General features: G+C 52.0%; 20 protein-coding genes. 17 read left to right on the top strand and 3 right to left on the bottom strand.

What is annotated here, in order from left to right:
• Positions 1-26: 26 nt before the first annotated feature.
• Positions 27-959 carry a ketopantoate reductase family protein gene (locus DYE26_RS08510; RefSeq protein WP_036623613.1) on the bottom strand — a complete coding sequence of 311 codons (933 nt, stop codon included), beginning with the start codon at positions 957-959 and terminating at the stop codon, positions 27-29.
• 172 nt (positions 960-1,131) lie between these two features.
• Between DYE26_RS08510 and DYE26_RS08505 the strand changes: the two genes are divergently transcribed.
• The 5 genes from DYE26_RS08505 (at position 1,132) to DYE26_RS08485 (ending at position 6,155) form a co-directional block, all read left to right on the top strand.
• Positions 1,132-1,713 carry a TetR/AcrR family transcriptional regulator gene (locus DYE26_RS08505; RefSeq protein WP_036623611.1) on the top strand — a complete coding sequence of 194 codons (582 nt, stop codon included), beginning with the start codon at positions 1,132-1,134 and terminating at the stop codon, positions 1,711-1,713.
• Between the two features lie 78 nt (positions 1,714-1,791).
• Complete coding sequence (locus DYE26_RS08500) at positions 1,792-2,349, top strand: RNA polymerase sigma factor (RefSeq protein ID WP_036628284.1); 558 nt, start codon at positions 1,792-1,794, stop codon at positions 2,347-2,349.
• Positions 2,342-3,649, top strand: coding sequence for a hypothetical protein (locus DYE26_RS08495; protein ID WP_036623608.1), 1,308 nt, complete (start codon positions 2,342-2,344; stop codon positions 3,647-3,649). The genes DYE26_RS08500 and DYE26_RS08495 overlap by 8 nt, the downstream gene beginning before the upstream one ends.
• Before the next feature lie 114 nt (positions 3,650-3,763).
• Positions 3,764-5,524, top strand: a complete 1,761-nt coding sequence (gene dhaK, locus DYE26_RS08490; protein WP_036623607.1) for a dihydroxyacetone kinase subunit DhaK — start codon at positions 3,764-3,766, stop codon at positions 5,522-5,524.
• 241 nt (positions 5,525-5,765) lie between these two features.
• Entirely contained in the window at positions 5,766-6,155 is a 390-nt protein-coding gene (locus DYE26_RS08485; protein WP_036623604.1) for a winged helix-turn-helix transcriptional regulator, read from the top strand.
• Positions 6,156-6,423: 268 nt separating this feature from the next.
• On the opposite strand, the gene DYE26_RS08480 is transcribed toward DYE26_RS08485, so the two are convergent.
• Positions 6,424-6,987 carry an NAD(P)H-dependent oxidoreductase gene (locus DYE26_RS08480; RefSeq protein WP_036623602.1) on the bottom strand — a complete coding sequence of 188 codons (564 nt, stop codon included), beginning with the start codon at positions 6,985-6,987 and terminating at the stop codon, positions 6,424-6,426.
• 238 nt (positions 6,988-7,225) lie between these two features.
• Here DYE26_RS08480 and DYE26_RS08475 point away from each other — a divergent pair, with 238 nt between their 5' ends.
• From DYE26_RS08475 to DYE26_RS08455, 4 genes are all read left to right on the top strand, one after another.
• Positions 7,226-7,651: a hypothetical protein gene (locus DYE26_RS08475; RefSeq protein WP_051985491.1), complete on the top strand. Its 426-nt coding sequence runs from the start codon at positions 7,226-7,228 to the stop codon at positions 7,649-7,651.
• A 93-nt stretch (positions 7,652-7,744) separates the two neighbouring features.
• Positions 7,745-7,993, top strand: coding sequence for a hypothetical protein (locus DYE26_RS08470; protein WP_036623600.1), 249 nt, complete (start codon positions 7,745-7,747; stop codon positions 7,991-7,993).
• Complete coding sequence (locus tag DYE26_RS08465) at positions 7,990-8,286, top strand: aspartyl protease family protein (RefSeq protein WP_036623598.1); 297 nt, start codon at positions 7,990-7,992, stop codon at positions 8,284-8,286. The genes DYE26_RS08470 and DYE26_RS08465 overlap by 4 nt, the downstream gene beginning before the upstream one ends.
• A gap of 375 nt (positions 8,287-8,661) precedes the next feature.
• Entirely contained in the window at positions 8,662-9,222 is a 561-nt protein-coding gene (locus tag DYE26_RS08455; protein WP_036623596.1) for a hypothetical protein, read from the top strand.
• Positions 9,223-9,276: 54 nt separating this feature from the next.
• On the opposite strand, the gene DYE26_RS08450 is transcribed toward DYE26_RS08455, so the two are convergent.
• Entirely contained in the window at positions 9,277-11,082 is a 1,806-nt protein-coding gene (locus DYE26_RS08450) for a rhamnogalacturonan lyase (RefSeq protein ID WP_051985876.1), read from the bottom strand.
• A 321-nt stretch (positions 11,083-11,403) separates the two neighbouring features.
• Here DYE26_RS08450 and DYE26_RS08445 point away from each other — a divergent pair, with 321 nt between their 5' ends.
• The 8 genes from DYE26_RS08445 (at position 11,404) to DYE26_RS08410 (ending at position 21,572) form a co-directional block, all read left to right on the top strand.
• Positions 11,404-11,988: a LysE family translocator gene (locus DYE26_RS08445; RefSeq protein ID WP_036623594.1), complete on the top strand. Its 585-nt coding sequence runs from the start codon at positions 11,404-11,406 to the stop codon at positions 11,986-11,988.
• 16 nt (positions 11,989-12,004) lie between these two features.
• Positions 12,005-12,781: an AraC family transcriptional regulator gene (locus DYE26_RS08440; protein WP_036623592.1), complete on the top strand. Its 777-nt coding sequence runs from the start codon at positions 12,005-12,007 to the stop codon at positions 12,779-12,781.
• Positions 12,782-12,961: 180 nt separating this feature from the next.
• Positions 12,962-13,930, top strand: a complete 969-nt coding sequence (locus DYE26_RS08435) for a LacI family DNA-binding transcriptional regulator (protein ID WP_036623590.1) — start codon at positions 12,962-12,964, stop codon at positions 13,928-13,930.
• A gap of 159 nt (positions 13,931-14,089) precedes the next feature.
• Positions 14,090-15,040: an ABC transporter permease gene (locus DYE26_RS08430; protein WP_051985490.1), complete on the top strand. Its 951-nt coding sequence runs from the start codon at positions 14,090-14,092 to the stop codon at positions 15,038-15,040.
• A 13-nt stretch (positions 15,041-15,053) separates the two neighbouring features.
• Positions 15,054-15,950: a carbohydrate ABC transporter permease gene (locus DYE26_RS08425; protein WP_036623586.1), complete on the top strand. Its 897-nt coding sequence runs from the start codon at positions 15,054-15,056 to the stop codon at positions 15,948-15,950.
• Between the two features lie 128 nt (positions 15,951-16,078).
• Positions 16,079-17,704, top strand: coding sequence for an ABC transporter substrate-binding protein (locus tag DYE26_RS08420; RefSeq protein WP_036623584.1), 1,626 nt, complete (start codon positions 16,079-16,081; stop codon positions 17,702-17,704).
• Between the two features lie 23 nt (positions 17,705-17,727).
• Positions 17,728-19,281 carry a glycoside hydrolase family 32 protein gene (locus DYE26_RS08415; protein ID WP_036623582.1) on the top strand — a complete coding sequence of 518 codons (1,554 nt, stop codon included), beginning with the start codon at positions 17,728-17,730 and terminating at the stop codon, positions 19,279-19,281.
• Entirely contained in the window at positions 19,278-21,572 is a 2,295-nt protein-coding gene (locus tag DYE26_RS08410) for a GH32 C-terminal domain-containing protein (protein WP_036623580.1), read from the top strand. Before DYE26_RS08415 ends, DYE26_RS08410 begins: the two co-directional genes overlap by 4 nt.
• The last annotated feature ends 186 nt before the right edge of the window (positions 21,573-21,758 follow it).

Below are 21,758 nucleotides of genomic sequence, written 5' to 3'. Positions count from 1 at the left end.
CAATTATCAATGGAAAATAGCTAAATTCAAAAAGGACCTTTCGCGAGAAATTGCTCTTCGAGGATATCCCAGCTGGGGGTGGAGACGTTGGACCGGTTTTTCCACTCGCGGAAGACGCTGCTTAAAGCGGCGATTTCGTAGGCCGAACCATCGACCAGCCGGCTGGCCGGCAGCAGGTGGTATATTTTTAAAAGCAGGCGCATCAGCGTGGGGTGTTTACGGATAAATGAAGCTTGCCCGGCCGGTACCAGGGGATAACCCTGGGCTTCCAGCACGCGAAAGCCTTCGTCCATGGCCGCGATGATCTGCCGCAGCAGCTTGCCGTCCCCGGCGATCTTCTTCATCCGGCGCTCATGGAAGATTACGGGGTAATTGAGCGCCAGAATGGGGACGATATGGTTTTTTAGCCAAGCATCGATGTTATCGTGATAGATGAGTTTGTATTTCACATTCGCAAACGCCAGGTCAAGGTCGGCTTTAAAGGGGATAGGACCATCCAATCCGCCAAGCACCATCTGTCCGCCGCCGCCGCGGATACAGACGGTTTGCCCGTTTTCTCTGCTTCCGGCGCTAAGTTGAAATCCAAAGGCGATATTTTTGGGCGTATTGCTGTGCTCTTTCAGGTAATTTTGCATGTCGCGGGCGTCCGTGTTATTGCCGACGATGATGATGTTGCTGCTCCGGTTAGCGGCCAAAATCGGCAGGACCGAGGGAAAATCCGAATATTTCATGACGACAAAAATGAGGTCGTAAATATCGGCCGCTTCCAGCGCACGAATGGCGCGCACCTGATCCACCGTCGTTTTCCGCTGAAAGTAATGGCGGATGACGAGGCCATCGCGCTCCAGTTCCTCCGCCCGTTTCCCTCTAGCCAATACGGTAACCTGATTGCCCCCGCGCACAAGCACATGGGCCAAATAGCTTCCTAAAACGCCAGCTCCGTAAACCAGTACTCTCATGTTTCGCTCCTCACCTTCAAAATGAATGAACACTTGTTGAAAAAATAACGTTTGTTGATTACAATTACCTTAACATCCGTTGAAATACCGCAGCAATCGGCAATATTTTTGATTCTGTTGAGTATTCAACAAATGCTATCGGAAATGTCTAATAAGAGGAGCAAAGAGAGCAATGGACAGACGAATCGCAAAAACGAGGCAGGCCATTATGGAAGCTTTTGTCATGCTGATGGGGGAAAAAAGCTTTGAAAAGATCACGATTCAGGAAATCGCGGACAGGGCCAACGTGAACCGGGGGACGGTCTATTTGCATTTTACGGACAAATACGCCCTGCTGGATCAATGCATCGAAACGTATTTGCAGCTATTGTATGAAACCTGCCTGCCCGATGGGGAGCCGAGCGAGGTGTCCGCAAAAGCTTTGCTGCTGCGTACGTTTGAATTTTTGCAGCGCAACGCCTCCATCTATGCCACGCTCATGACGAGCAAAGGGGTTCCCGCATTCCGAAACCGGATGAAAGCGATGATGGAGGAGGGGATCGGGGAGATCATCAAAAATTGCGGCATCGGCCCGGGGATCAGCCCGGAGATTCTCGTCCAGTTTCTGGCGGTGGCGGTTGCCGGTCTGATGGAATGGTGGATGGTCCGGTCAATGCCTTACACTCCGGAGGAAATGGTGGAGCAATTGCTGCTGATCCTGGAGCGGAATTTGATTTTGCCGGAACAATTGGCCGAGCCCAAGCCGAAAGCGTAATTTTTGTGCCAGTTTGGGAACTTCCACCGCCCTAGAGGAGTCTGTATGGGTAAAGGGGAGGAGAACAGCTTGAGGGAGATGCAGCTAGAGCATCTTGCGGAGATGAGCGTATCGGGCCTTCGGATGCTGATGGAATCGTACGGGGAAGACGTTTGGAACTACGCTTACGTCATCACCAGGAATACGCATACGGCGGACGATGTCGCGCAGGATGTGTTTATTAAAGCGTATCAACATTATGCCTCTTTTCGCGGGGAGGCTTCCGTCAAAACTTGGTTGCTGAAAATCGCGCGCAATACCGCTTTATCCTATCAAAGACGGGCATTTTTACGCAAAGCGGTGCTGCTTGGGGAACGTTCGCCGGACGAAGGGCTGGGCGGGACAGCGTCCGCTCCGTCTTCGCCATCCGCCGAATCGCAATATTTGGAGCGGGAAGCGGCGGACGAATTGTGGCGGCAAGTTTTGAAACTGCCCGGCAAGTTTCGCGACCCGCTGGTGCTAAGCGTGCACCACCAGTTGTCCATGGATGAAATATCCGCAATTACGGGCCTTTCGCCGGGTACGGTAAAGTCGAGGATTCACCGGGCCAAAAAGAAGCTTGCCGCCGCATGGAAAGGAGTGAACGATCATGCATGAATGGAAGCCGGAATGGGATCAAAGGTTGGCCAGACCGCCTTTTAAACAGCGGCGTTTTGGGCCCGACATGATGGAGCGGGTCGAGCGGCGGCTGCCATCGGCGTTACAGAAACGCTCTCGGAAAGCATGGATTCAAGCGGTCGTGGTGATCGTTCCGGCGCTGCTCCTGGTGCTGGGCGGCGGCATCTGGTTCGGCAGCAGGGCGGAGCCTACGGCCGTCTCGTCCGACAATGGCCCGGGTCCAGTTACCCAGGGAGGAGGGACGTTCCGCTCCGGTTTTGAGCCTGGGCAAGGTGGGGATTTCGACTGGTGGAATTCCGCGGAAAACGCGGTCAAGCAGGGCAGCGACCGCACGCTCGTGACGCTGGCCAAAGCGCTTTTGCAGCGGCAGCTTGGCGTTTGGGGCGGCCCGACGCCGGACATTTGGGAAAATCCGGAGGTCAAACAAGCGCTGGAACGCTATGACGTGTCCAGTCCTTGGGTGTATGAAGTGTACATCGATTCGATCAGTGCCGCGGATGCGCATACCGTGTACTCGCTCCGTTTGGGGTTAAGAGATTCAATTCCCACGGTATTTCAGGAGACGATTGACGTATACATTCGCGCCGATACGCAAAAAATCTCGCGCATTGAACTGGTAAGCACGGACGAAACCGGGACGCGGGATGATGAAGGCGCCGCAACAGGTCCCGGCGAGGGGAAAAACGTTGTGTTGAAGGAGGATGCGGAGCTCGGTCTGAAGATAACGGGAATTTTGCACAGGGATAAGGGGATGATCCAGCCGATTCATGTCAGGTATGGGGCTGCGGAAAAAACGTTCGACGATTGGAGTAATGTCAGCAATGAATCCTATTATCCGCAAGCGGCGATGCTGCCGGCAGGGGACGGAGAACAGGTGCTGGCCGTGATCTTGACGACCGGATACGGCACCGGGGTTCACGAATCGGAGCTAAAGCTGCTGAGAAGCAATTTAACGGATGTATCCGCGGCGGATCCGGTGTTAGTGGCCGAAACCGAGCTAACTGCGGACATGACGGCGGAAGAGGGGAAGCGAACGTACCGGTTTACGCTGGCCGGCGAAACGCGCACGTTCGAATACCAGGAAGAGGACGCCGGATTTTGGCTGGATCAGCCCGCACTCGGCAACATCGTCCGCTATTCTGTGGAAAGAAACACCCTGTACGCGTCGGTACCGATCCAGGTGTCGCCGGCCGAATTCCCGGTGTCGATCCGGCTGCGTTACAAATTTGACGGGGCCGTGTTTACCGTGGCGGAGGCGTCGTTCGAGGATAACTTTTGAGAGGACACCTTATATTGTATAATGAAGCGAGGCCCACAGCTTTTTCCATTATTTCAGTCGTTCATTGATCATTTTAGTAGCGGTAGAAAATCAAGCATAAAGGGTGATTGAAACGTGAAGAAGATCATTAACAAGCCGGAAACGCTGGTTCGGGAAATGGGGCGGGGGCTCGCGCTTGTCCATCCCGAACTGGAATTCGACAGCAAGTACAAAATCGTGAAGAAAAAACAACGAAACCAGGACAAAGTCACTTTGATCAGCGGCGGGGGCAGCGGCCATGAACCGGCCCATGCCGGATTCGTCGGGCGGGGGATGCTCGATGTGGCGGTTTGCGGCGATGTGTTCGCTTCCCCGTCGCAGATTCAGGTTTATCAGGCAATTAAAGCTTCCGCAGGGAGCAAGGGCGTGCTGCTGATCATCAAAAATTACAGCGGCGATATGATGAATTTCAAAAATGCGGCTCATCTCGCGGCTGAAGACGGCATCCAGGTCGATTATGTGAAGGTGGACGACGATATCGCGGTGGAGGACAGCCTGTATACGGTCGGCCGCCGCGGCGTGGCCGGGACGGTGCTGGTGCACAAAATCGCCGGCGCCGCCGCTGAAGCGGGGCTGGAGCTGGCCGAAGTGAAGGCGGCCGCGCAGAAGGCGATCGAACGCACGCGCACCATCGGCTTCGCCTTGACCTCATGCACGGTGCCGGCCAAGGGTACACCGACTTTTGAGCTCGGGGAGGAAGAGATCGAATACGGCGTCGGCATTCACGGCGAGCCGGGCATTCGCCGCGAGAAAATCGCTTCGGCGGACGAATTGGCGCGCAAGATGGTTGACGATTTGTACCGCGACATGAACCTGGACGGCGGTTCCGGCAAGGAGGAGCTGGCGGTGCTCGTGAACGGATTCGGCGCTTCGCCGCTGCAGGAGCTTTATGTGCTGGCGAACGCGGTTGTGCGCGAGATCCGCGGCCGGGGCCAGTCGATTTTTAAATTGTTTGCGGGCAACTATATGACCAGCATCGATATGGCCGGCGCTTCGGTCACGCTTATGAGGCTGGACGAGGAGTTGAAGCGGTATCTGGAGGCGGAATGCGATACGCCGGCGCTGCAGGTGCGCGGTCCGTTCGCGCCGCTGCCGCTCGAAGCGGAGGCGGACGGGGCGGAACAGCGCGAGCCGTCTTTCCGCTGCGAGACCGATCCGGCGGATGCAGAGGTGGGGAACGACGCGTTTACGCTGCGCAATATCATTTATCTGACGGATAAAATGAGCGAGATTATTATTGAAAATGAAGTCGCGTTCTGCGAGCTTGATGCGCATGCCGGCGACGGTGATTTCGGCATGAGCGTGGCCAAAGGCTTCAAGCAATTGAAGCGGGAGTGGCCGGAGATTATCGAGCATCACGCGGGCACGATCGGCGGCTTCCTGGAGGCCTGCTCGCTGGTCATTATGGAGCATTGCGGCGGCGCATCCGGCCCGATCTGGGGCTCGGCGTTCCGTGCGGCCGGCAGATACGCCGGCGACCGCAAGGCGCTCTCGGCCGCGGAGTTCGCGGCGATGATGCAGGCGGCCGTGGAGGGCATCCAGGCCACGGGCGAGCGCTCCTTCGGCCGTGGTGCGGTCGTCGGCGACAAGACGCTGATCGACGCGCTGGTTCCGTTCGCGGACTCGTGGGCGCGGAGCGCGGCGGCCGGCGACGATCTGAAGAGCGCGGCGGCCAAGGCGGCAGAAGCGGCCGTAGAGGGGGCGAAGCGCACCGAGACGATCGTCGCCCGCATGGGGCGGGCCGGCGCAGTTGGGGCGCGCAGCCTCGGGTACCCGGATGCCGGCGCCTACGCGCTTGGCGTCATCTTCACGGAGCTGGCGCGCGCAATGCGGTAAGCGGCGGTTGCGCGGGAGTAAGCGGGCGGTTGCGCAGGGCGCTCCGGCGTACTCACGTGTACTCCCGCGCAACTCCCGGGTGCTCCGCGCGCTCCCGGGTGCTCCGCGCACTCCCACGCGCTCCGGCGTACTCCCGAAACTCGGCGGGGCTAGGGGCGCTTGGCGTACGAACGAACATCCACCGCTTTAACATCAAAGGCGAAGCTAAGGCGAAAGCTTTACCTGAAGGAGAGTGTAATTGATGCGCGAAACCTGTGTTCCATCCGGCGTGGCGCTAAAAGACACCGGCTTTGGATACACGTTGTCCGTAATCGGCGGTAAATATAAAATGATCATCTTGTACTGGCTGGCCGAAAACAAGGTGATGCGGCATAATGAACTGAAGCGCGGGATTGGGACGATTTCTTTTAAAACGCTGAGTGTTATGTTAAAAGAGATGGAGGCCGACGGCCTGATCCAGCGCGAGGAATTTCCCCAAGTGCCGCCAAAAGTTGAATATTCTTTAACGGAACGCGGCCGTTCTCTACTCCCGCTGTTAAATCTGATGTGCGAGTGGGGAGAGAACAACAGCTTGAAGGACTTGCCGGCTACTGGAGCACTATCGGCGATCGAGCATCGGGCTTCAAAATAGCACATTATGTACTTATTTTCCTGAGCTAGGCCTGTTCACCCCCATTAACGGCATTTTTGGTCTTTATTTTCCTGTGAAAGGTCCGGAACGCGGACATTTCCTGGCGACAGGGGAAAATAAGGACATAAATTACCTCTATTGCACTCCATATGGGTAGTATCGCCGAAATAGCGACATTTTTTGCCCTTATTTTCCACTGAATTCGCATTGGGGGCAAAAATTTACACAGCCAAAGACCGCCGGTGCGAACTTCCCCGGCGGTCTTTGCTCATAGGCTGTCGATAAAATTCAGGTAGTCGCGCGCGCTATTTTCCAACTCGTCTACCAGTGTCGCGTGTTCTGCACCGGGCTCATTTCCGCCGGGTGCATTTTCTTGGCCATAAAATGCAAAAAACGAACGGTAGTCCGCGTCGCAGTATAGGAAGGTCGTTTCAAAAGGAGCTAGTAATTGTTCAAGGGTGTAACGATATCTCCCGTCTTTACTGTAATCTTCTTTTCTGATTCCGGCGGACACGGCTAAGGCAATTTTGCGATTCTTTAATTTGTCGCCTCCTTTTGAACCGTAAGCCCATCCATAGGCAAAAACATCGTCAAGCCATTGTTTAAGGAGAGGCGGGCAATTAAACCAATAAATGGGGAACTGCAGCACAAGGTTACTATGCGATTCGATGAGTTGTTGTTCTTTTTTCGGATCGATGTTTCCGTTAGGGTAAACCTTATACAATTCGTGTACGGTATATTTTTCCGGATATTTGCGAAGTTCTTCCACCCATCGCTTATTGATGACGGATGATTCTATGTTGGGGTGGGTGACGACAACAAGAGTTTTCAAGGTTTTGGCCTCCTTAAAATTGATTTATTTCCTGAGTATAATGCGCCGGCTGCAAATATGTAAGTATGCACTTTTAGTACAGGTACTTACCAAAAGGTGAGTGTTACGCGGCCTTCTCCACCCAACTGTATACCGCCGATTTTCTGGATTGAGTCATATTTTATTTCAAGGGAATTTTGTATAATAAGGAGCAGGCTTTATATTACATATTTATTCGAAATTTCAGGAGATTAAGGGTATGAAAAAAGTAAAAGTTCCTGCATTTTTTCTCACAGCAGCTATGTTGTTTCTTACTTTCGCGGCGTCAGCATCTGCCATTACGGAAGCGGATGATCAGGTTGCAAATGGTCCGTCGGATGTAATTCTGATCAATGGTGTTCATATATCGGGCGGCAGCGGGTATACCGGCACGTTTACAACCGTACCGGAAAACGGTAAAAACATGGAGGTTGGGGTGAAAAACAACTCCACTTCATCCGTTTACTTGGAAATCAGCCGCAATGGAGTTGAGTTGCTAACCGATTATGAATTAGGGCCGGGTAAACAACAAACGGTAAGTTATCAAGAGCTCGCTGCAGACGGCTTAAGCGGAGATTGGAAGATTTACACTTATAATAGAACTGGGGCCAAATACGACCTAAACGTTAATGCAAGACAGTTTTAATTGAGTTTCATTTTATCCTTTTCAGCCCTAGCATGATAAAATAAGAGCAATCGTATTTCTATTAAGTAAATCCTAGAACAAGGAGGATTTGCAATGCAATGGCAAGAAGTACGCGAGCTGTTTCCAGATCAATTTGTTTTGTTGTCTATTCTCGATTTTCGGAAGGAAAATGGGAAGAAAATCATAACGGATATGGCTCCGGTTCGGGTTATACCGGAAAGGGAGGCTAACAGGGAATTCTTTAACGTAGGGCCGCAGCAGCTTGTTTATCATACTTCTAATGAGGAGTGCGTCATTCATCTGCGTACGGATCCTTTGGTCAGGATGCGGCGTAACCTATGAAGATTCATGATCATCGAAATCTTCTGACGATTAACCTTTCTGTAACTTATCGCGGAAATACGATACAGATAGCAGATGTTATCTTGGATACCGGCTCATCCCACACCATATTCAGTCCCGATGCCATGGAACAGATCGGAGTTACTTATGAAAATGGAGACCCTGTTTACGAAGCTTATGGAATAGGTGGGACCGTACCGTTTTATACCAAGATCATGGATGAGATGGGCTTGCTTGGTTTGGATATTTTGAAGACGAACGGGTTTATTGTGGATTTGGACAAGTTGGAATAAGATTGCCCGAGAGGGCGGATTGATTGTTTCTAAAGCGGAGAGCCGGTGCGCGACTTGGTTGCACACCGGCTTTTCGCAGTTCGCTCAGCATGGTCCCCATCTCTAGGGTGAAAAATCCCGAACGGGGGCTGGCGAGTGCCTATCATTGACCCGAAGTATACAAATGTCAAGTAAAACCAGGAGGAGGTGACGGGTTTTACCATATAGTCAAACGAACAGGGGATTATTTGGATTAAAATCTTTTTTATTGGAATGGTTAATAACGATGACAGATTCACTGCAGTTGCGCAAGCTGGGCAACTCCGATTAAATGTTGTCTCCGCTTGGGCTTGGCTGCTGGCAGTTCAGCAACGGAAAGGGAGTGGTCGGCAAATTTTGGCCGGCGCTAAGCAAGGAGGAGATGCGGCAAATCATACCGATCAGCCTTTTGTGATAGAACTTCTGTTCAAGGTGACGGGCAAAGCGGGAGGCCGAGGCAAAACCGTGGATCTGAGCCACGGCAGAAGGCCGGAGCCAGGCGGAAGACACGTCAAAAAGGCGTATTGCTTCAGCCCGGAAGAGACCAGGGAAATTTTACGGCAATGCAAAAGTGAAAAAATGACATTAAGCGAATTTATCTGCTGCCGATTAACCGACGGCTTGCTGCAGCATGCGCCCGGGAAACGGCTTGTCCAATCTGGGAGTTATCAAGGAACCGATGATGGAGGAATGGTGGATTCCAGGTATTTTTCGATTAAAAATCAGTCTCTGCTGCTCACCATGGCTACGCTTTCGGGGCGTTTAATGGCGGAAGTCAGCGTCCTCGAAAATCTTTACGATACGGAAGAAGTTTTTGGCCTTTTTGATCAAATCTTGGCGGTGGAAAATTTGTTGCCTGCCAAGCGGCCGGAGCTGGCTGCTCAAGAGCCGGCGACAGTTTCCTTGTCCCCTTCATAAGGAAATCAACTTAAAGTAAGCCGGAGCGCGTGGCGCCCCGGCTTTTCAGCTTATTTACGGCACAACATAAATATTCGGTTTTGTGACCGGGCCCATGCCGTTGCCGAGAAAATACCCTGTATGCGGCGGCTGGTTATAGGCGACGTTCTGCCAGGCGATGCTGAGCCGGTACACCGGATCGTGCATCAGGGTGTAAATTTTATAATTGGTGATGTCCGTGGTGGTATAGATCCGCAGCGCGGTGTTGTCGGATTTGCGCCAGATCACTTCCTCGCGCCAGTCGCCAAACAGATCGGCCTGCAGGGTTGGCGTGGCTTTGGTGCCATTGTTGGAAGCAACGCCGGATCCGGTTAGCAGATTATACATGGAGTTATTGGAGTAGTTCCATTTGTCGATTTTAACTCCGTCGAGCAGTTCCCGGGACAGATCGCCGTCCCACCAGATGCCGAAGTTAATCGAAGGCGTGGAGCTGCTGATTTTCTTGCCGGTAATCGAGTACAAGCCAACTCCGCCGCTGGCCCATACTTCTTCCCCCGGATAATTCGGATCGATGTCGGCGGACATGCCCCGCCCGGTATCCTTGCCGGTATAAACGCCCCACAGAACTTGCCCGGTCGCGGCGTCCCATACGGCAGCACCGTAAGGCGCGCTGGTGCTTTCCATCACCTTAAAAACCTCCAGGCCGGGCCGGTTCGGATTCAAATCCCCCACATGCAGCGCGTCTCCATGCCCCAATCCTGTGTTATACAGCTTGGCTCCGTTATCGTCGATGGTTAAAGCGCCGTAAATGATTTCATCTCTGCCGTCGCCGTCCACGTCGGCCACGCTTAAGCTGTGGTTGCCCTGGCCGGCCGTTCCCGGGTTGGTGGAACTGTTGCTGTCAAACGTCCACTTCCGGGTTAAGGTGCTGCCGTTCCAGTTATAGGCGACCACGACCGTGCGCGTGTAATAACCGCGCGCCATAATGATGCTCGGATGGACGCCGTCCAGATAGGCCACGCCAGCGAGAAAACGGTCGACGCGGTTGCCGTAGTTGTCGCCCCAACTGGATACGTTGCCTCTTGGCGGAACATAGTCGATGGTGCTTAAAGCTTTGCCCGTCTGTCCGTTAAATACGGTCAGATATTCGGGTCCCGACAAAATGTATCCGCTCGAGTTGCGGTAATCCGCACCGGCGTTCCCAATCGTCACGCCTGTCCCGTCAACGGTGCCGTCCGCGGTTTTGCAAACGACTTCGGCTTTGCCGTCCCCATTGAAATCATATACGAGAAACTGCGTGTAGTGAGCGCCGGCGCGGATGTTTTTGCCCAGGTCGATCCGCCATAGGCGCGTGCCGTTTAGCTTGTACGCATCGAGGTAGACGTTGCCCGTGTATCCGCTTTGCGAGTTGTCTTTGGAGTTGGACGGGTCCCATTTCAGCACGATTTCGTATTCCCCGTCCCCGTCCAGGTCCCCGGCGCTGGCGTCATTGGCGCTATACGTGTAGCTGACGCCGTCCGGGGTCGTGCCGCCGGCCGGAATCTGGATCGGCACGTCAAGATAATTGTTGGCCCATACACGGGCCGCAGGGGAGGCCGATTGCTCCGTTCCGTTGACGATCGCCCGGACCGTATACGAGGAGGAAGCCGTGCCCGCCGCGTCAAGATAGTTCGTGCTGTTCGTTATCGGGCTGGAATTCACCTTGGTTCCGTTACGGTACAGATTAAATGACACAGATAGCTCCTCGGTCCCAAGCAGCCGCCAACTTACAAACACCCCGCCGCCGACTTTCACCGCCACCAGTCCCCGGCCAAGCTTTTCCGCTTGCCTGGGGGCTGCGGCCGACGCGGTGGAAAGGGGCAGACACGCGGACCAAACCAGGGAGAGGCCGACAAGAAATCCGAGAGCAAGATTCCAAAAAGGGCGTAACCGCTTACTCAATACGAAAACCTCCTGTTCGTTTTTTTGAACTAGCCATGAGGTTGCAACAAAGGTGTCAACGTTAACTATTTCATAAACCGCGTTCCGATAGAATAGTTGCCTGATCCCCCAAGCGAAAATTTGGCGAGGGCCTGTTTGCGAACGACATAGCGGGCGGGGGAGATGAACTGGCGGAGGCGTTACTACCCCTGCAATATCGTACTATACCGGCACGAAGCGGAGAGTGTAACATGCATGTATTAAATGCATGGAGGTATCTTGATGAGCTTGATTTCTTTTCTGACGTATTGCGTGATTGCCACTTTTACGCCGGGGCCGACGAATATTGCTATCTTATCGATAGCCCATCATAATAGGCTTAAAGAGTCTTTTCGATACATGTGGGGGGCGACTGTCGCCTTTTTCATGCTGCTGTCCGCCTCCGCCGCTCTAAACGGCTTAATTGCAACCATCGTGCCGAAAATTTTGCTGGTGATGCAGATAATAGGGGGCGTATATATGCTCTACCTTGCTTATCAAGTGTACAAAATGAATCTGTCGGAGAATACGGCGGCACAAGCGGCTACGTTTAGATCCGGATATGTCATGCAATTTGTAAATCCTAAAATATGGTTATTCACGATGTCAGTGATCCCCGGCTATGTTATGCCCTATTACAAGTCTTCGCTGAGTATATTTGCCTTTGTGCTGGCGATCACGGTGATTGCTTTTTTGGCATTTGTCACATGGGCGTTGTTTGGCAGAATGCTGCATCGTTTTTTGCAAAAATATCAAAAGGTTGCCAACATTGCTCTAGCGGTATTATTGGTTTATTCTGCCATAGAGGTATTGGGGATATGGAGATAAAACGGGGTGATTTGGGATGGACACATTCGTATATAAGAAAGCGGCGGGAATCACCGCGCTGTCCGCAAGTATGTCCGAGTTCGAATACGTGAAGCACAGCCATGAAGAATACGCTTTTGGCGTCACTTTGCGCGGCGTCCAGCAGTACAATTTGGACGGAAGTTTCCAGTCGTCCTATCGGGACGGAGTGATGCTTTTTCATTCGGAACAGGTGCATGATGGAAGGTCCCAGGATAGGACAGGCATCGATTATGTCATGGTGTACATCCATCCGAAATTATTTATGGAGCTGGCCGGGTTGAAGGAGATCGTCAAGTTTTCGTCCCCGATCGTATATAATCGCAGGCTGAAGCAAAGCATATTGAACCTGGTTCGGGCGATTTTCGGCAATCAGGACGAAGCGCTATGTTATGAGCTGCTTGCAGCGCTTGCGGATCATTTTTCCGAAATTGAAATGAGTACGATGTTTGGTAAAGGGGACAGCCTCATAATCCGGGCCAAGGAAATGATTTACGCCAATTTGGACCAAGTGCTGAAACTTGATGAGTTATGCGGGGAGCTGGGAATGACCAAATTCCAGTTTATCCGGGCGTTTAAAGCGAACACGGGCATCTCTCCGTACCGGTTCTTTTTGAACAGCAAATTGGAGCACGCCAAGCGGATGATCGAAAAAAACAAGGATATCTACGCCGCGGTCGCCGCATGCGGGTTTGTGGATTTATCGCATTTGAACAAGCATTTTAAACGCGTATACGGCATAACGGCCAGGGAATATATTTCGAATATCAGGTAGATCGTGGATAAACTTCGTTTTTCTCAAACAGCTTCCATAACGGGTAATATTGGTTTTTGTTTCCTTGCCTCCATATTCCTTTTTTCGGCGGAAATTTATTAAGCGTTTCCAAATAATATTGAAACGTTTCCAATTTGGTGTTATGATGAGTATCATAAAAGAGCTTAAATGGGGGGTTAGATGTCAAGTATTAAAGATGTAGCCAACTTAGCCGGCGTAGCCGTGGGAACCGTTTCCCGCGTCATTAACAATTCGGGCGCCGTAAAACCCGCGACACGCAGAAAAGTGGAGGCGGCAATACAAGAGTTGAATTATATCCCGAACGAGATTGCCCGAAATTTCAAGATGCGCAAATCCAAGATGGTAGCCCTGCTGCTCCCGAGCATCTGGCATCCCTTTTTTTCCGAACTGGCTTATTACATTGAAGATGAGTTGGATCGGGAAGGTTATAAGCTCATGTTGTGCAACAGCGGCGGCAAACCCGAAAAGGAATTGTATTATCTGGATATGCTGCAGCAAAACAAAGTGGCGGGCATAGTCGGCATTACGTACAACGATATTGAAAATGATGTTAGCAAAGACATTCCGATTGTCAGCATCGACAGACACTTTAACAAGAAGATCACATGCGTCACCTCGGATAATTTTGAAGGGGGGTGTCTGGCGCTAAAGGAGCTGGTTAAAGCGGGGGTCCGAAAACCGGCTTTTCTGGGCAGCGTCACTTCCGTTTTCAGCGAAACGATGAATCGGAGAGAGGGTTTCGTTCATGAGGCGAAAACAATGGGCGTTGACTATGTTGTCTATGAGAAGCCGGACCCCGTTGTAGACGACGATGCCTATTTTGAACAATTTCTGGATGAGTTTCGCGATGTGGACGGCATTTTTGCCATTACAGATATGTTTGCCGCCAAATATATAGAAAGAGCGGGCAGGCGGGGCATTCGCGTTCCGGAGGATGTAAAAGTTATCGGGTATGACGGCATTCAGGATCATCCTTATTTTCACCCGATATTGTCAACGATCAGGCAGCCGGTAGAGGAGATGGCGCGTACGGCGATCAGGCTGCTTTTCAAAAGGATCGAAGGCGAAACGTTGGATCGGGAAGTTTATCGTTTACCGGTTATATTTAGGCAAGGCGAAACGACTTGATTTTTTACGGTTCTAGATCATGAGAAAAACATCATTGCACGGCAGATTCACTTTGCGGGTTAGCCGGTTGACGTTTTTCTTCTGATAAATTGGAAACGTTTCAATTAAATTGGAAACGTTTCAATATTGCTATATTTTGTGTAGAAAGGGTGCATAAAGGTGAATTCAAGCGATTCCGGGGTAGATCAACCCCTAGTCCAGGCGAAACGCAAGACTTGGGTTCAGGTTAAACGCAACTACGAATTGTATCTGTTTCTGCTGCCCATCCTTCTGGTCTATCTCGTGTTCAAGTACTATCCGATGTACGGCGTGCAAATCGCCTTTAAGGATTTTTCGCCGAGCCAGGGGATTTGGGGCAGCGAATGGGTAGGGTTCAAACACTTTATTGATTTTTTCGATTCCTATAACTTCTGGACGATCATCAGCAACACGCTGACGCTTAGTTTTCTGTCGCTGGTGTTCGGCTTTCCGGCGCCGGTGATCATTGCGATCCTGCTGAACCAAATGCTGGGCAAGCGGTACAAGAAATTTATCCAAACCGTCATTTATGCGCCGCACTTTATCTCTACCGTCGTGCTTGTCGGCATGCTTAATGTTTTCTTATCGCCAAACAGCGGGATCGTGAACCACCTCATCACCTTGTTCGGAGGCGAGCCCATTTTGTTTATGGCCAACGAAGGCTGGTTCCGTCCGCTGTACATTTTGTCGGGAATATGGCAAGAGACCGGCTTCTCCACGATTATTTACCTGGCCGCGCTCGCGGGGGTCAACCCTGAGCTTCATGAAGCTGCGATCATGGATGGGGCAAGCAAATGGAAGCGGGTATGGTACGTGGATATCCCCGGCATTTTGCCGACGATCGTGATCTTGCTGATTCTTGCTCTTGGGAACATCATGAGCATCGGTTTCGAAAAAGCCTTTTTGATGCAAAGCGATCTGAACTATGCCACTTCCAATATTATTCCGACCTATGTATACGAATTGGGGATTCAGAAGGCGCAATACAGCTTTTCAACAGCGGTTGGACTGTTTAATTCCGTGATCAATATCATCCTGATTGTCACCGTCAACCGGGTCGCCAGAAAATTGACGGAAACCAGCTTGTGGTAGGGGGGGAATTCACTTGAACCGATTATTGAAGAGAAAAAGCAGAGGGGACGTCTGGTTTGACGCCATCAATTATTTTGTGTTGACCTTAGTGATGCTGCTTGTATTATTTCCGCTGTATTTTGTGCTGATTGCTTCATTTAGCGATCCTAATCTGATTTATTCGGGGGAAGTCTGGTTGTACCCGAAGGGATTTACGCTTGATGGCTATGAACGGATATTCAATGATTCCTCCATCTGGATCGGGTATGCCAACTCACTGCTTTACGCAGGGTTGGGAACCTTGATTGGAGTAGCCGTTACCGTGTTTGCGGCTTACCCGTTAGCCCGTAAGGATTTGGTCGGGAGATCGGCCATCATGTGGTTTTTGCTGATCACTATGTTTTTTAGCGGCGGGTTGATTCCTACCTATTTGTTAATCAAAGACCTGCATATGCTGAACACCATCTGGGCGCTGGTCATTCCCGGGGCCGGCGGGATATTTAATGTCATTATCGTAAGAACCTTTTTTCAGTCGACCATTCCGGATGAAATGTGGGAAGCCGCTTCGATCGACGGTTGTTCCAATACCCGATTTTTTTGGAGCATTGTGTTGCCCCTGTCCAAATCCATCATTGCCGTCATGGTGCTATATCATGTTGTCGGTTTCTGGAACGGTTTTTTCGATGCTTTGATTTATTTGAACGACGAGACCAAATACCCGCTACAGCTAGTGCTGCGCAATATTCTCGTACAAAATCAGGTCAATTCCGGGATGATGGTGGACGTGGAATCCTACGCGGCGAAGATGCGGGTGACGGAGTTGATCAAATACGGTGTGATCATTGTATCCAGCCTGCCGCTTTTGATTTTGTATCCTTTCCTGCAAAAGTACTTTGTCAAAGGCGTGATGATCGGCTCGATCAAGGGGTAATGCGGATCCCGGGCTTGAAAGGGGGGATGTGCAGCGAAATCGATGCAAGGCATCATAAGACCAATCCGGGAGACGTTTCATGAAAGAAATTCAATTGGTGAAAGTTCAAAAGGGAGGTTATGTAAACGATGAAATCTTTATTTAAAAGCGCGGGGATTCTTCTGTTGGCCGGAGCGTTTGCATTAAGCGGATGTTCGGGCGGGGGCGGCTCAAAAAACCAAGCGGAGAGTCCGGATCAGGACGCGAATTTCAATAAAACCGGTTTGCCAATTGTGAATGAAACGGTGACTTTAAGGATGGTATCCCCCAAAGCCGCTTTAGCACCAGAGTATTCCGAGATGGAAATTTTCAAGCGTCTCGAAGAGCAAACCAACGTAAAGATCAAGTGGGAGAACATTCCGGACACCGACTACGCCGAGAAGAAAAATTTGCTGCTGGCCAGCGGAAATCTGCCTGACGCCTTTTACGCCGCCGGATTTTCTGATTACGAGTTGATCAACTACGGGAAAGACGGAACAATTATTCCGCTGGAGAATTTAATCGATCAATATGCCCCCAATCTGAAAGCGCTTTTCGAACGACGCCCTGACATCAAATCGGCGATCACGGCGCCGGACGGACACATCTACGGGCTGCCGTCGTGGGAGGAGAATAACCTCGGAACCAACCCTTTCTTCCACGTCATCAATAAAAAATGGCTCGACAAGCTCGGCCTGAACATGCCGCAAACGCTGGATGAATACACGGAAGCCTTGTTTGCCTTTAAAACGCAGGATCCGAACGGCAACGGCAAAGCCGATGAAATTCCTTTAAGCTTCATGCACATGCAGTGGTGTATGGACATTGGCGGCATCTTCGGAGCTTTTGGACTTCCGGATAACATGGAGCATCGGATCGTCCGCGACGGAAAAGTGATCTTTACCGCTACACAACCCGAATATAAGGAAGCTTTGAAATATTTTCACGAGAAGTGGTATAAGCAGGGTTTGATTGACCCCGAGTCTTTCACCCAGGATGCCGCTCAGTATCTGGCCAAAGGCAAAACAACGGACGAAACGCTTGGCTCCTATATTTGGTGGGAAGCCGAAGAGGTCGTCGGATCAGAGAGAAGCCAGGATTATGCTTTACTGTCTCCGCTCAAGGGACCGAAAGGGGATCAATTGATCGGCCGCGGCAATGGAGGCGGTCCGGCACGGGGGGCCTTCGTGATTACCAAGGAGAACCGTTATCCGGAAATCACGATGAGATGGATCGATCAGCAGTATGAACCTTATATGGCAGCGCAGATTCACTGGGGGCCTTTGGATGTGGTGTTTAAGAAAGACGGAAACGGAAAATTGGTGAACCTGCCGCTTCCTGAGGGAACTTCCGCCGGCGAATTTCGGCAAAAAGTGGCTCCCGGCGCAGGCGGCCCCGGCGTTATTACCATTGAAGACTTGGGGAAAGTCGTTGATTTGGAGCCGCGGGCTCAGCAGCGCGTGAAAGATTTGGAGAAGTACTACGATCCCTATATGGAAAAGGAAAACTATCCGAGCATTTTCTTTGAGCCTGATGAACTGGACAGAATTAATCGAATCGAGCCCGAATTGATTAAATATGTAAATACCCAAAGAGGCAAATTCATTGTTGAGGGCGGAGCGGATGAGCAGTGGGACAGCTATGTGAAAACGCTGGAGAAGATGGGCTTGAACGAATTGATGGAGATCTATCAAACGGGGCTGGACCGCTATAACGCACAGTTGCAAAGTAATTAAACAATCGATAGGTGGGGAGAAATATGCCGACGACAGACAAGATGAACGCGATGATCGAGTCAAATAGGCAGCATCATGAGGATAGATTCAGACCGGGGTTTCATTTTTCAACTCCATCCTACTGGATGAACGATCCAAATGGATTGGTCTATTACGAAGGAGAATATCATCTGTTTTATCAGCATCATCCCTTTAGCAACAAATGGGGGCCGATGCATTGGGGACATGCGGTAAGTCCGGATTTGATCCATTGGGAGCATAGGCCGATCGCTTTGTTCCCGGATGAGCACGGGGCTATTTTTTCCGGCTGCTGCGTGGTGGACTGGAACAACAGCAGCGGACTGTTCGAAGGTTCGCATGGATTGGCCGCTATCTTTACCCATGCGGATACCTGTCCAAAGACCGGACAGCCGCGCCAGCGGCAAAGCCTGGCTTACAGCAGCGATAAAGGCCGTACTTGGCACAAGTATGAGGGGAACCCGGTTCTCGCCGAGGATGAACTAATTGACTTTCGAGATCCGAAAGTGTTCTGGCACCCGCAAAGCGAGCGGTGGGTGATGGTGCTTGTGGCGGGAGACCATGCTCGTTTTTATGGGTCGAAAAATTTACTTGAATGGACGCTAACCGGCGAATTCGGCAAAGGGGAAGGATCGCATGACGGTGTATGGGAATGCCCGGATCTCTTTGAATTGCCGATGGGTGACAGCGGGCGGTCCAAATGGGTGCTGATCATCAGCATTGGGGATAATCCTTCCGTTCCGGAAGGATCGCGAACGCAGTATTTTATTGGTGAGTTCGACGGAAATACATTCATCAATGACAATCCTGAGGATCGGATCTTGTGGCTGGATTATGGACGAGACAACTATGCGGGGGTGACCTGGTCGGATATGCCTGAGCAAGACGGGCGCCGCGTGATCATCGGATGGATGAGCAACTGGAAATATGCCAGCGAGACGCCAACCGGGGCCTGGAGAGGCGCGATGACGTTGCCTCGGGTCTTGTCGTTGACGAGCCGTGACGAGGGGGTGGTGCTGACGCAAAGGCCGGTCCGGGAAGTCGAACAGCTGCGCCAAGCATCGATGAGCCGGGAGGATGTCACAGTCATGCCGGAGGCGCCGTTTACGCTGCAGACGAACTACGATTTGCTGGAAATTGAAGCGGACATCGATATCCGGTCCGGGAACGGAGTCCATATCCATTTGAAATCCTCCGGGAAAAGCGAAACAAGGATCGGCTACGATGCTGAGCGCGAATGGCTATTTATTGACCGCTCGCACTCGGGCTTGACCGATTTCCATCCGTCGTTCGCTTGCGAGCATGGGGCCGGACTGGCACCGGACAATGGAAAGATCAAGCTTCATATCTGGCTGGATCGCAATGCGGTTGAAGTGTATGCAAATGGAGGACTGGTTGTACTGACGGATCAGATTTTCCCTGACGCTCCGATCGAGAGTGTTGGGATAAGCACAAATTCGGGACGGGTTATATTGAAATCACTTCATATCCATACGCTGAATTCCGTTCCTTTTCCTAATGGTGCCGTTGAGCAGCCTTCAAGGGGGAATGACGCGTGAGCCAAGTACCCGACAACCAGGGGCTGATGATGTATTGGGCTTTTGACGAAGGAACCGGAGCAAAAGCTTTGGAGAGCGTATCCCAAACCCGGGATGATATTCAATACGTATTTAAGCAAGCGGAGTTTACCGAACCGCGTGACCCACAGTGGAGACAGGGCGTATTGGGCAGTGGACTCCTGTTCGACGGTTACTCGACTTATGTTGCCCATTCGTTAAATGAGGACGATTCCGACGGGGAGCCGGCATATCTTTCAGCGCTGAGCATTGGAGTATGGGTAGCGCCCCGTTCGTATGAATGGGGGGAAGGGGGGAAACTGGCCGCGATCATAAACCGCTACAATGGGGAGAGCAAGCAAGGATATCTGCTTGGCATGTTCCGTCACGGCTCTTGGTCCTTTCAACTTGGGCTCGAAAGCGGCGAATGGAAAGAACTTTGGTCCCCTGACGGCTATGAACTGCCCAAAAATGAATGGTCTTACGTTAGTGCGGTGTTTGATGGAAACCAGGGCGAAATGAAGCTGTATTTGAACGGCAGCGAAATCGCCTCGGCTCCCGTGCCATGCGGTTCCCGCTTGGCCGAGGCTGTGGACATGGACCTGCTCATCGGTAAAAACAATCACAGCAGCCGGCTGGCGAGAGCATTCAGCCTGCACATGTTTAGCGGAATCATCGACGAGCTTAAGATCTATAATCGGGTCCTAAGCGCGGAGGAGGTAGCCGCCGCTTATCGGGAAGTGTTGGATACTACCCACGGAGGAGTCCATCCGTCCTTAAAATACGATGAGATCAAGCTTGACCGGACGCCTTTGCTGGCGGACCGGCACAGACCGCAATATCATGTCAGCCCGCCGGCCCATTGGATGAACGAACCGCATGCACCGATCTATTTTGAAGGGAAATATCATTTATTTTATCAGCATAACCCGCTTGGGCCTTTCTTTCATCAGATCCATTGGGGACATTGGGTAAGTGAAGACCTGGTGCATTGGCGCGACCTTCCTGTGGCGCTCGCGCCGGAGAAGGATGGGCTTGCACCGGACGGGATCTGGTCGGGAAGCGCGGCCTATGATGCGGACGGCCTGCCGGTCTTGTTCTTTACGGCGGGCAATGACAGCGCTTCGCCAAACCAGAGCGTGGCGCTGGCCCGAAGCACCTACTCCCGGGATGGCGACTCGGAACTGGTACGCTGGGTCAAACATCCGGAGCCGCTCATCGTGCAGAAAAAGGGCATGGGCGCATTCGGCGATTTCCGCGATCCCTTTGTTTGGAAGGACGATGACGGCTGGTATGCCCTGGTCGGATCCGGAATCGAAGGTGAAGGCGGAGCGGCCTTGGCGTTTGCTTCAAAGGATATGTTGAATTGGACGTACAAAGGGCCGTTTTATCAAGCGGATCTGCAGAAGTTTCCTTATCTTGGCCCTATATGGGAGCTTCCCGTCTTTCTTCCTCTTGGTGCCGACAAGCAAGGGGTGAATAAACATCTTCTGCTGGTCAGCCCGGTGGGAAAGGGGGCGGATGTCGAGGTGTTCTATTGGATCGGGCAGCTTGACAAGGAAAATCTGACCTTCGTTCCTGATCAAGAGGAGCCGCAGCTGATTGACGTCGGTGATTTCCACTTTACCGGCCCGAGCGGAATGGTGGATCTGAAAACCGGTAGAAGAATCATCTTTACAATCGCCCAAGGCGATCGGACGCCCGAGCTGGAGTATCAGTCAGGTTGGGCCCATAACGGCGGCTTGCCGCTGAGCGTATATTTGCGGGAAGACGGACGGCTGGGAATCGAGCCGATCCAGGAATTGCAATCGCTGCGCGGAGAGAAGCGTCTATCGCTTCGGGACAAGTCACTCGCCGAAGCGAATGCACGGCTCCGGGAGGTTCAAGGCGACATGCTTGAGATTCGATTGGAAATCGAGCCGGGCAGCGCCCGGAAATTCGGAATCAAGGTCCGGCGCACCCCGGACGGAGTAGAGGAAACGCTGCTGTATTATGATGCGAATCAATCGATGCTCTTGGTCGATCGGACGAAAACGACGCAGCATCCGGGGGAAAGTTGCGGAGGGGTCCAGGGCGGCAAGCTGGAGTTGCCGGGCGAGAATCTGAAGCTGCACCTTTATTTGGACCGTTCCATGGTCGAAGCCTATGCCAACGGATTGAAAAGCCTGACGACCCGGGTGTATCCGAGCCGTAAGGATGCCATGGGGCTTGAGGTCTGGGGTGACGACAAGCTGACTGTCACCTCGCTGGAAGTATGGGATATGAAGCCGATCTGGCAAGAAGGGAGCGCCTGACATGAATCCAACGGCGCCTTTTGATCACTTGAAACTTGGGGAGGAAGGAAGATGAGGGAATTTTTCTATCGGCCGGAGAACGCCTGGGTAGGTTTTACCGGATGAGCCGTTCCCTGGAGGGACCGTGGCTGACTCCCCGGATACCTTCGACGGCCGGGCCTTCTATGCGGCGAAATCGGTGTCCGA

The sequence above is a fragment of the Paenibacillus macerans genome, from assembly GCF_900454495.1.
Taxonomy (GTDB): domain Bacteria; phylum Bacillota; class Bacilli; order Paenibacillales; family Paenibacillaceae; genus Fontibacillus; species Fontibacillus macerans.
Note: the sequence above shows the minus strand (reverse complement) of the source record. Positions and strands in the feature narration are given on the sequence as shown.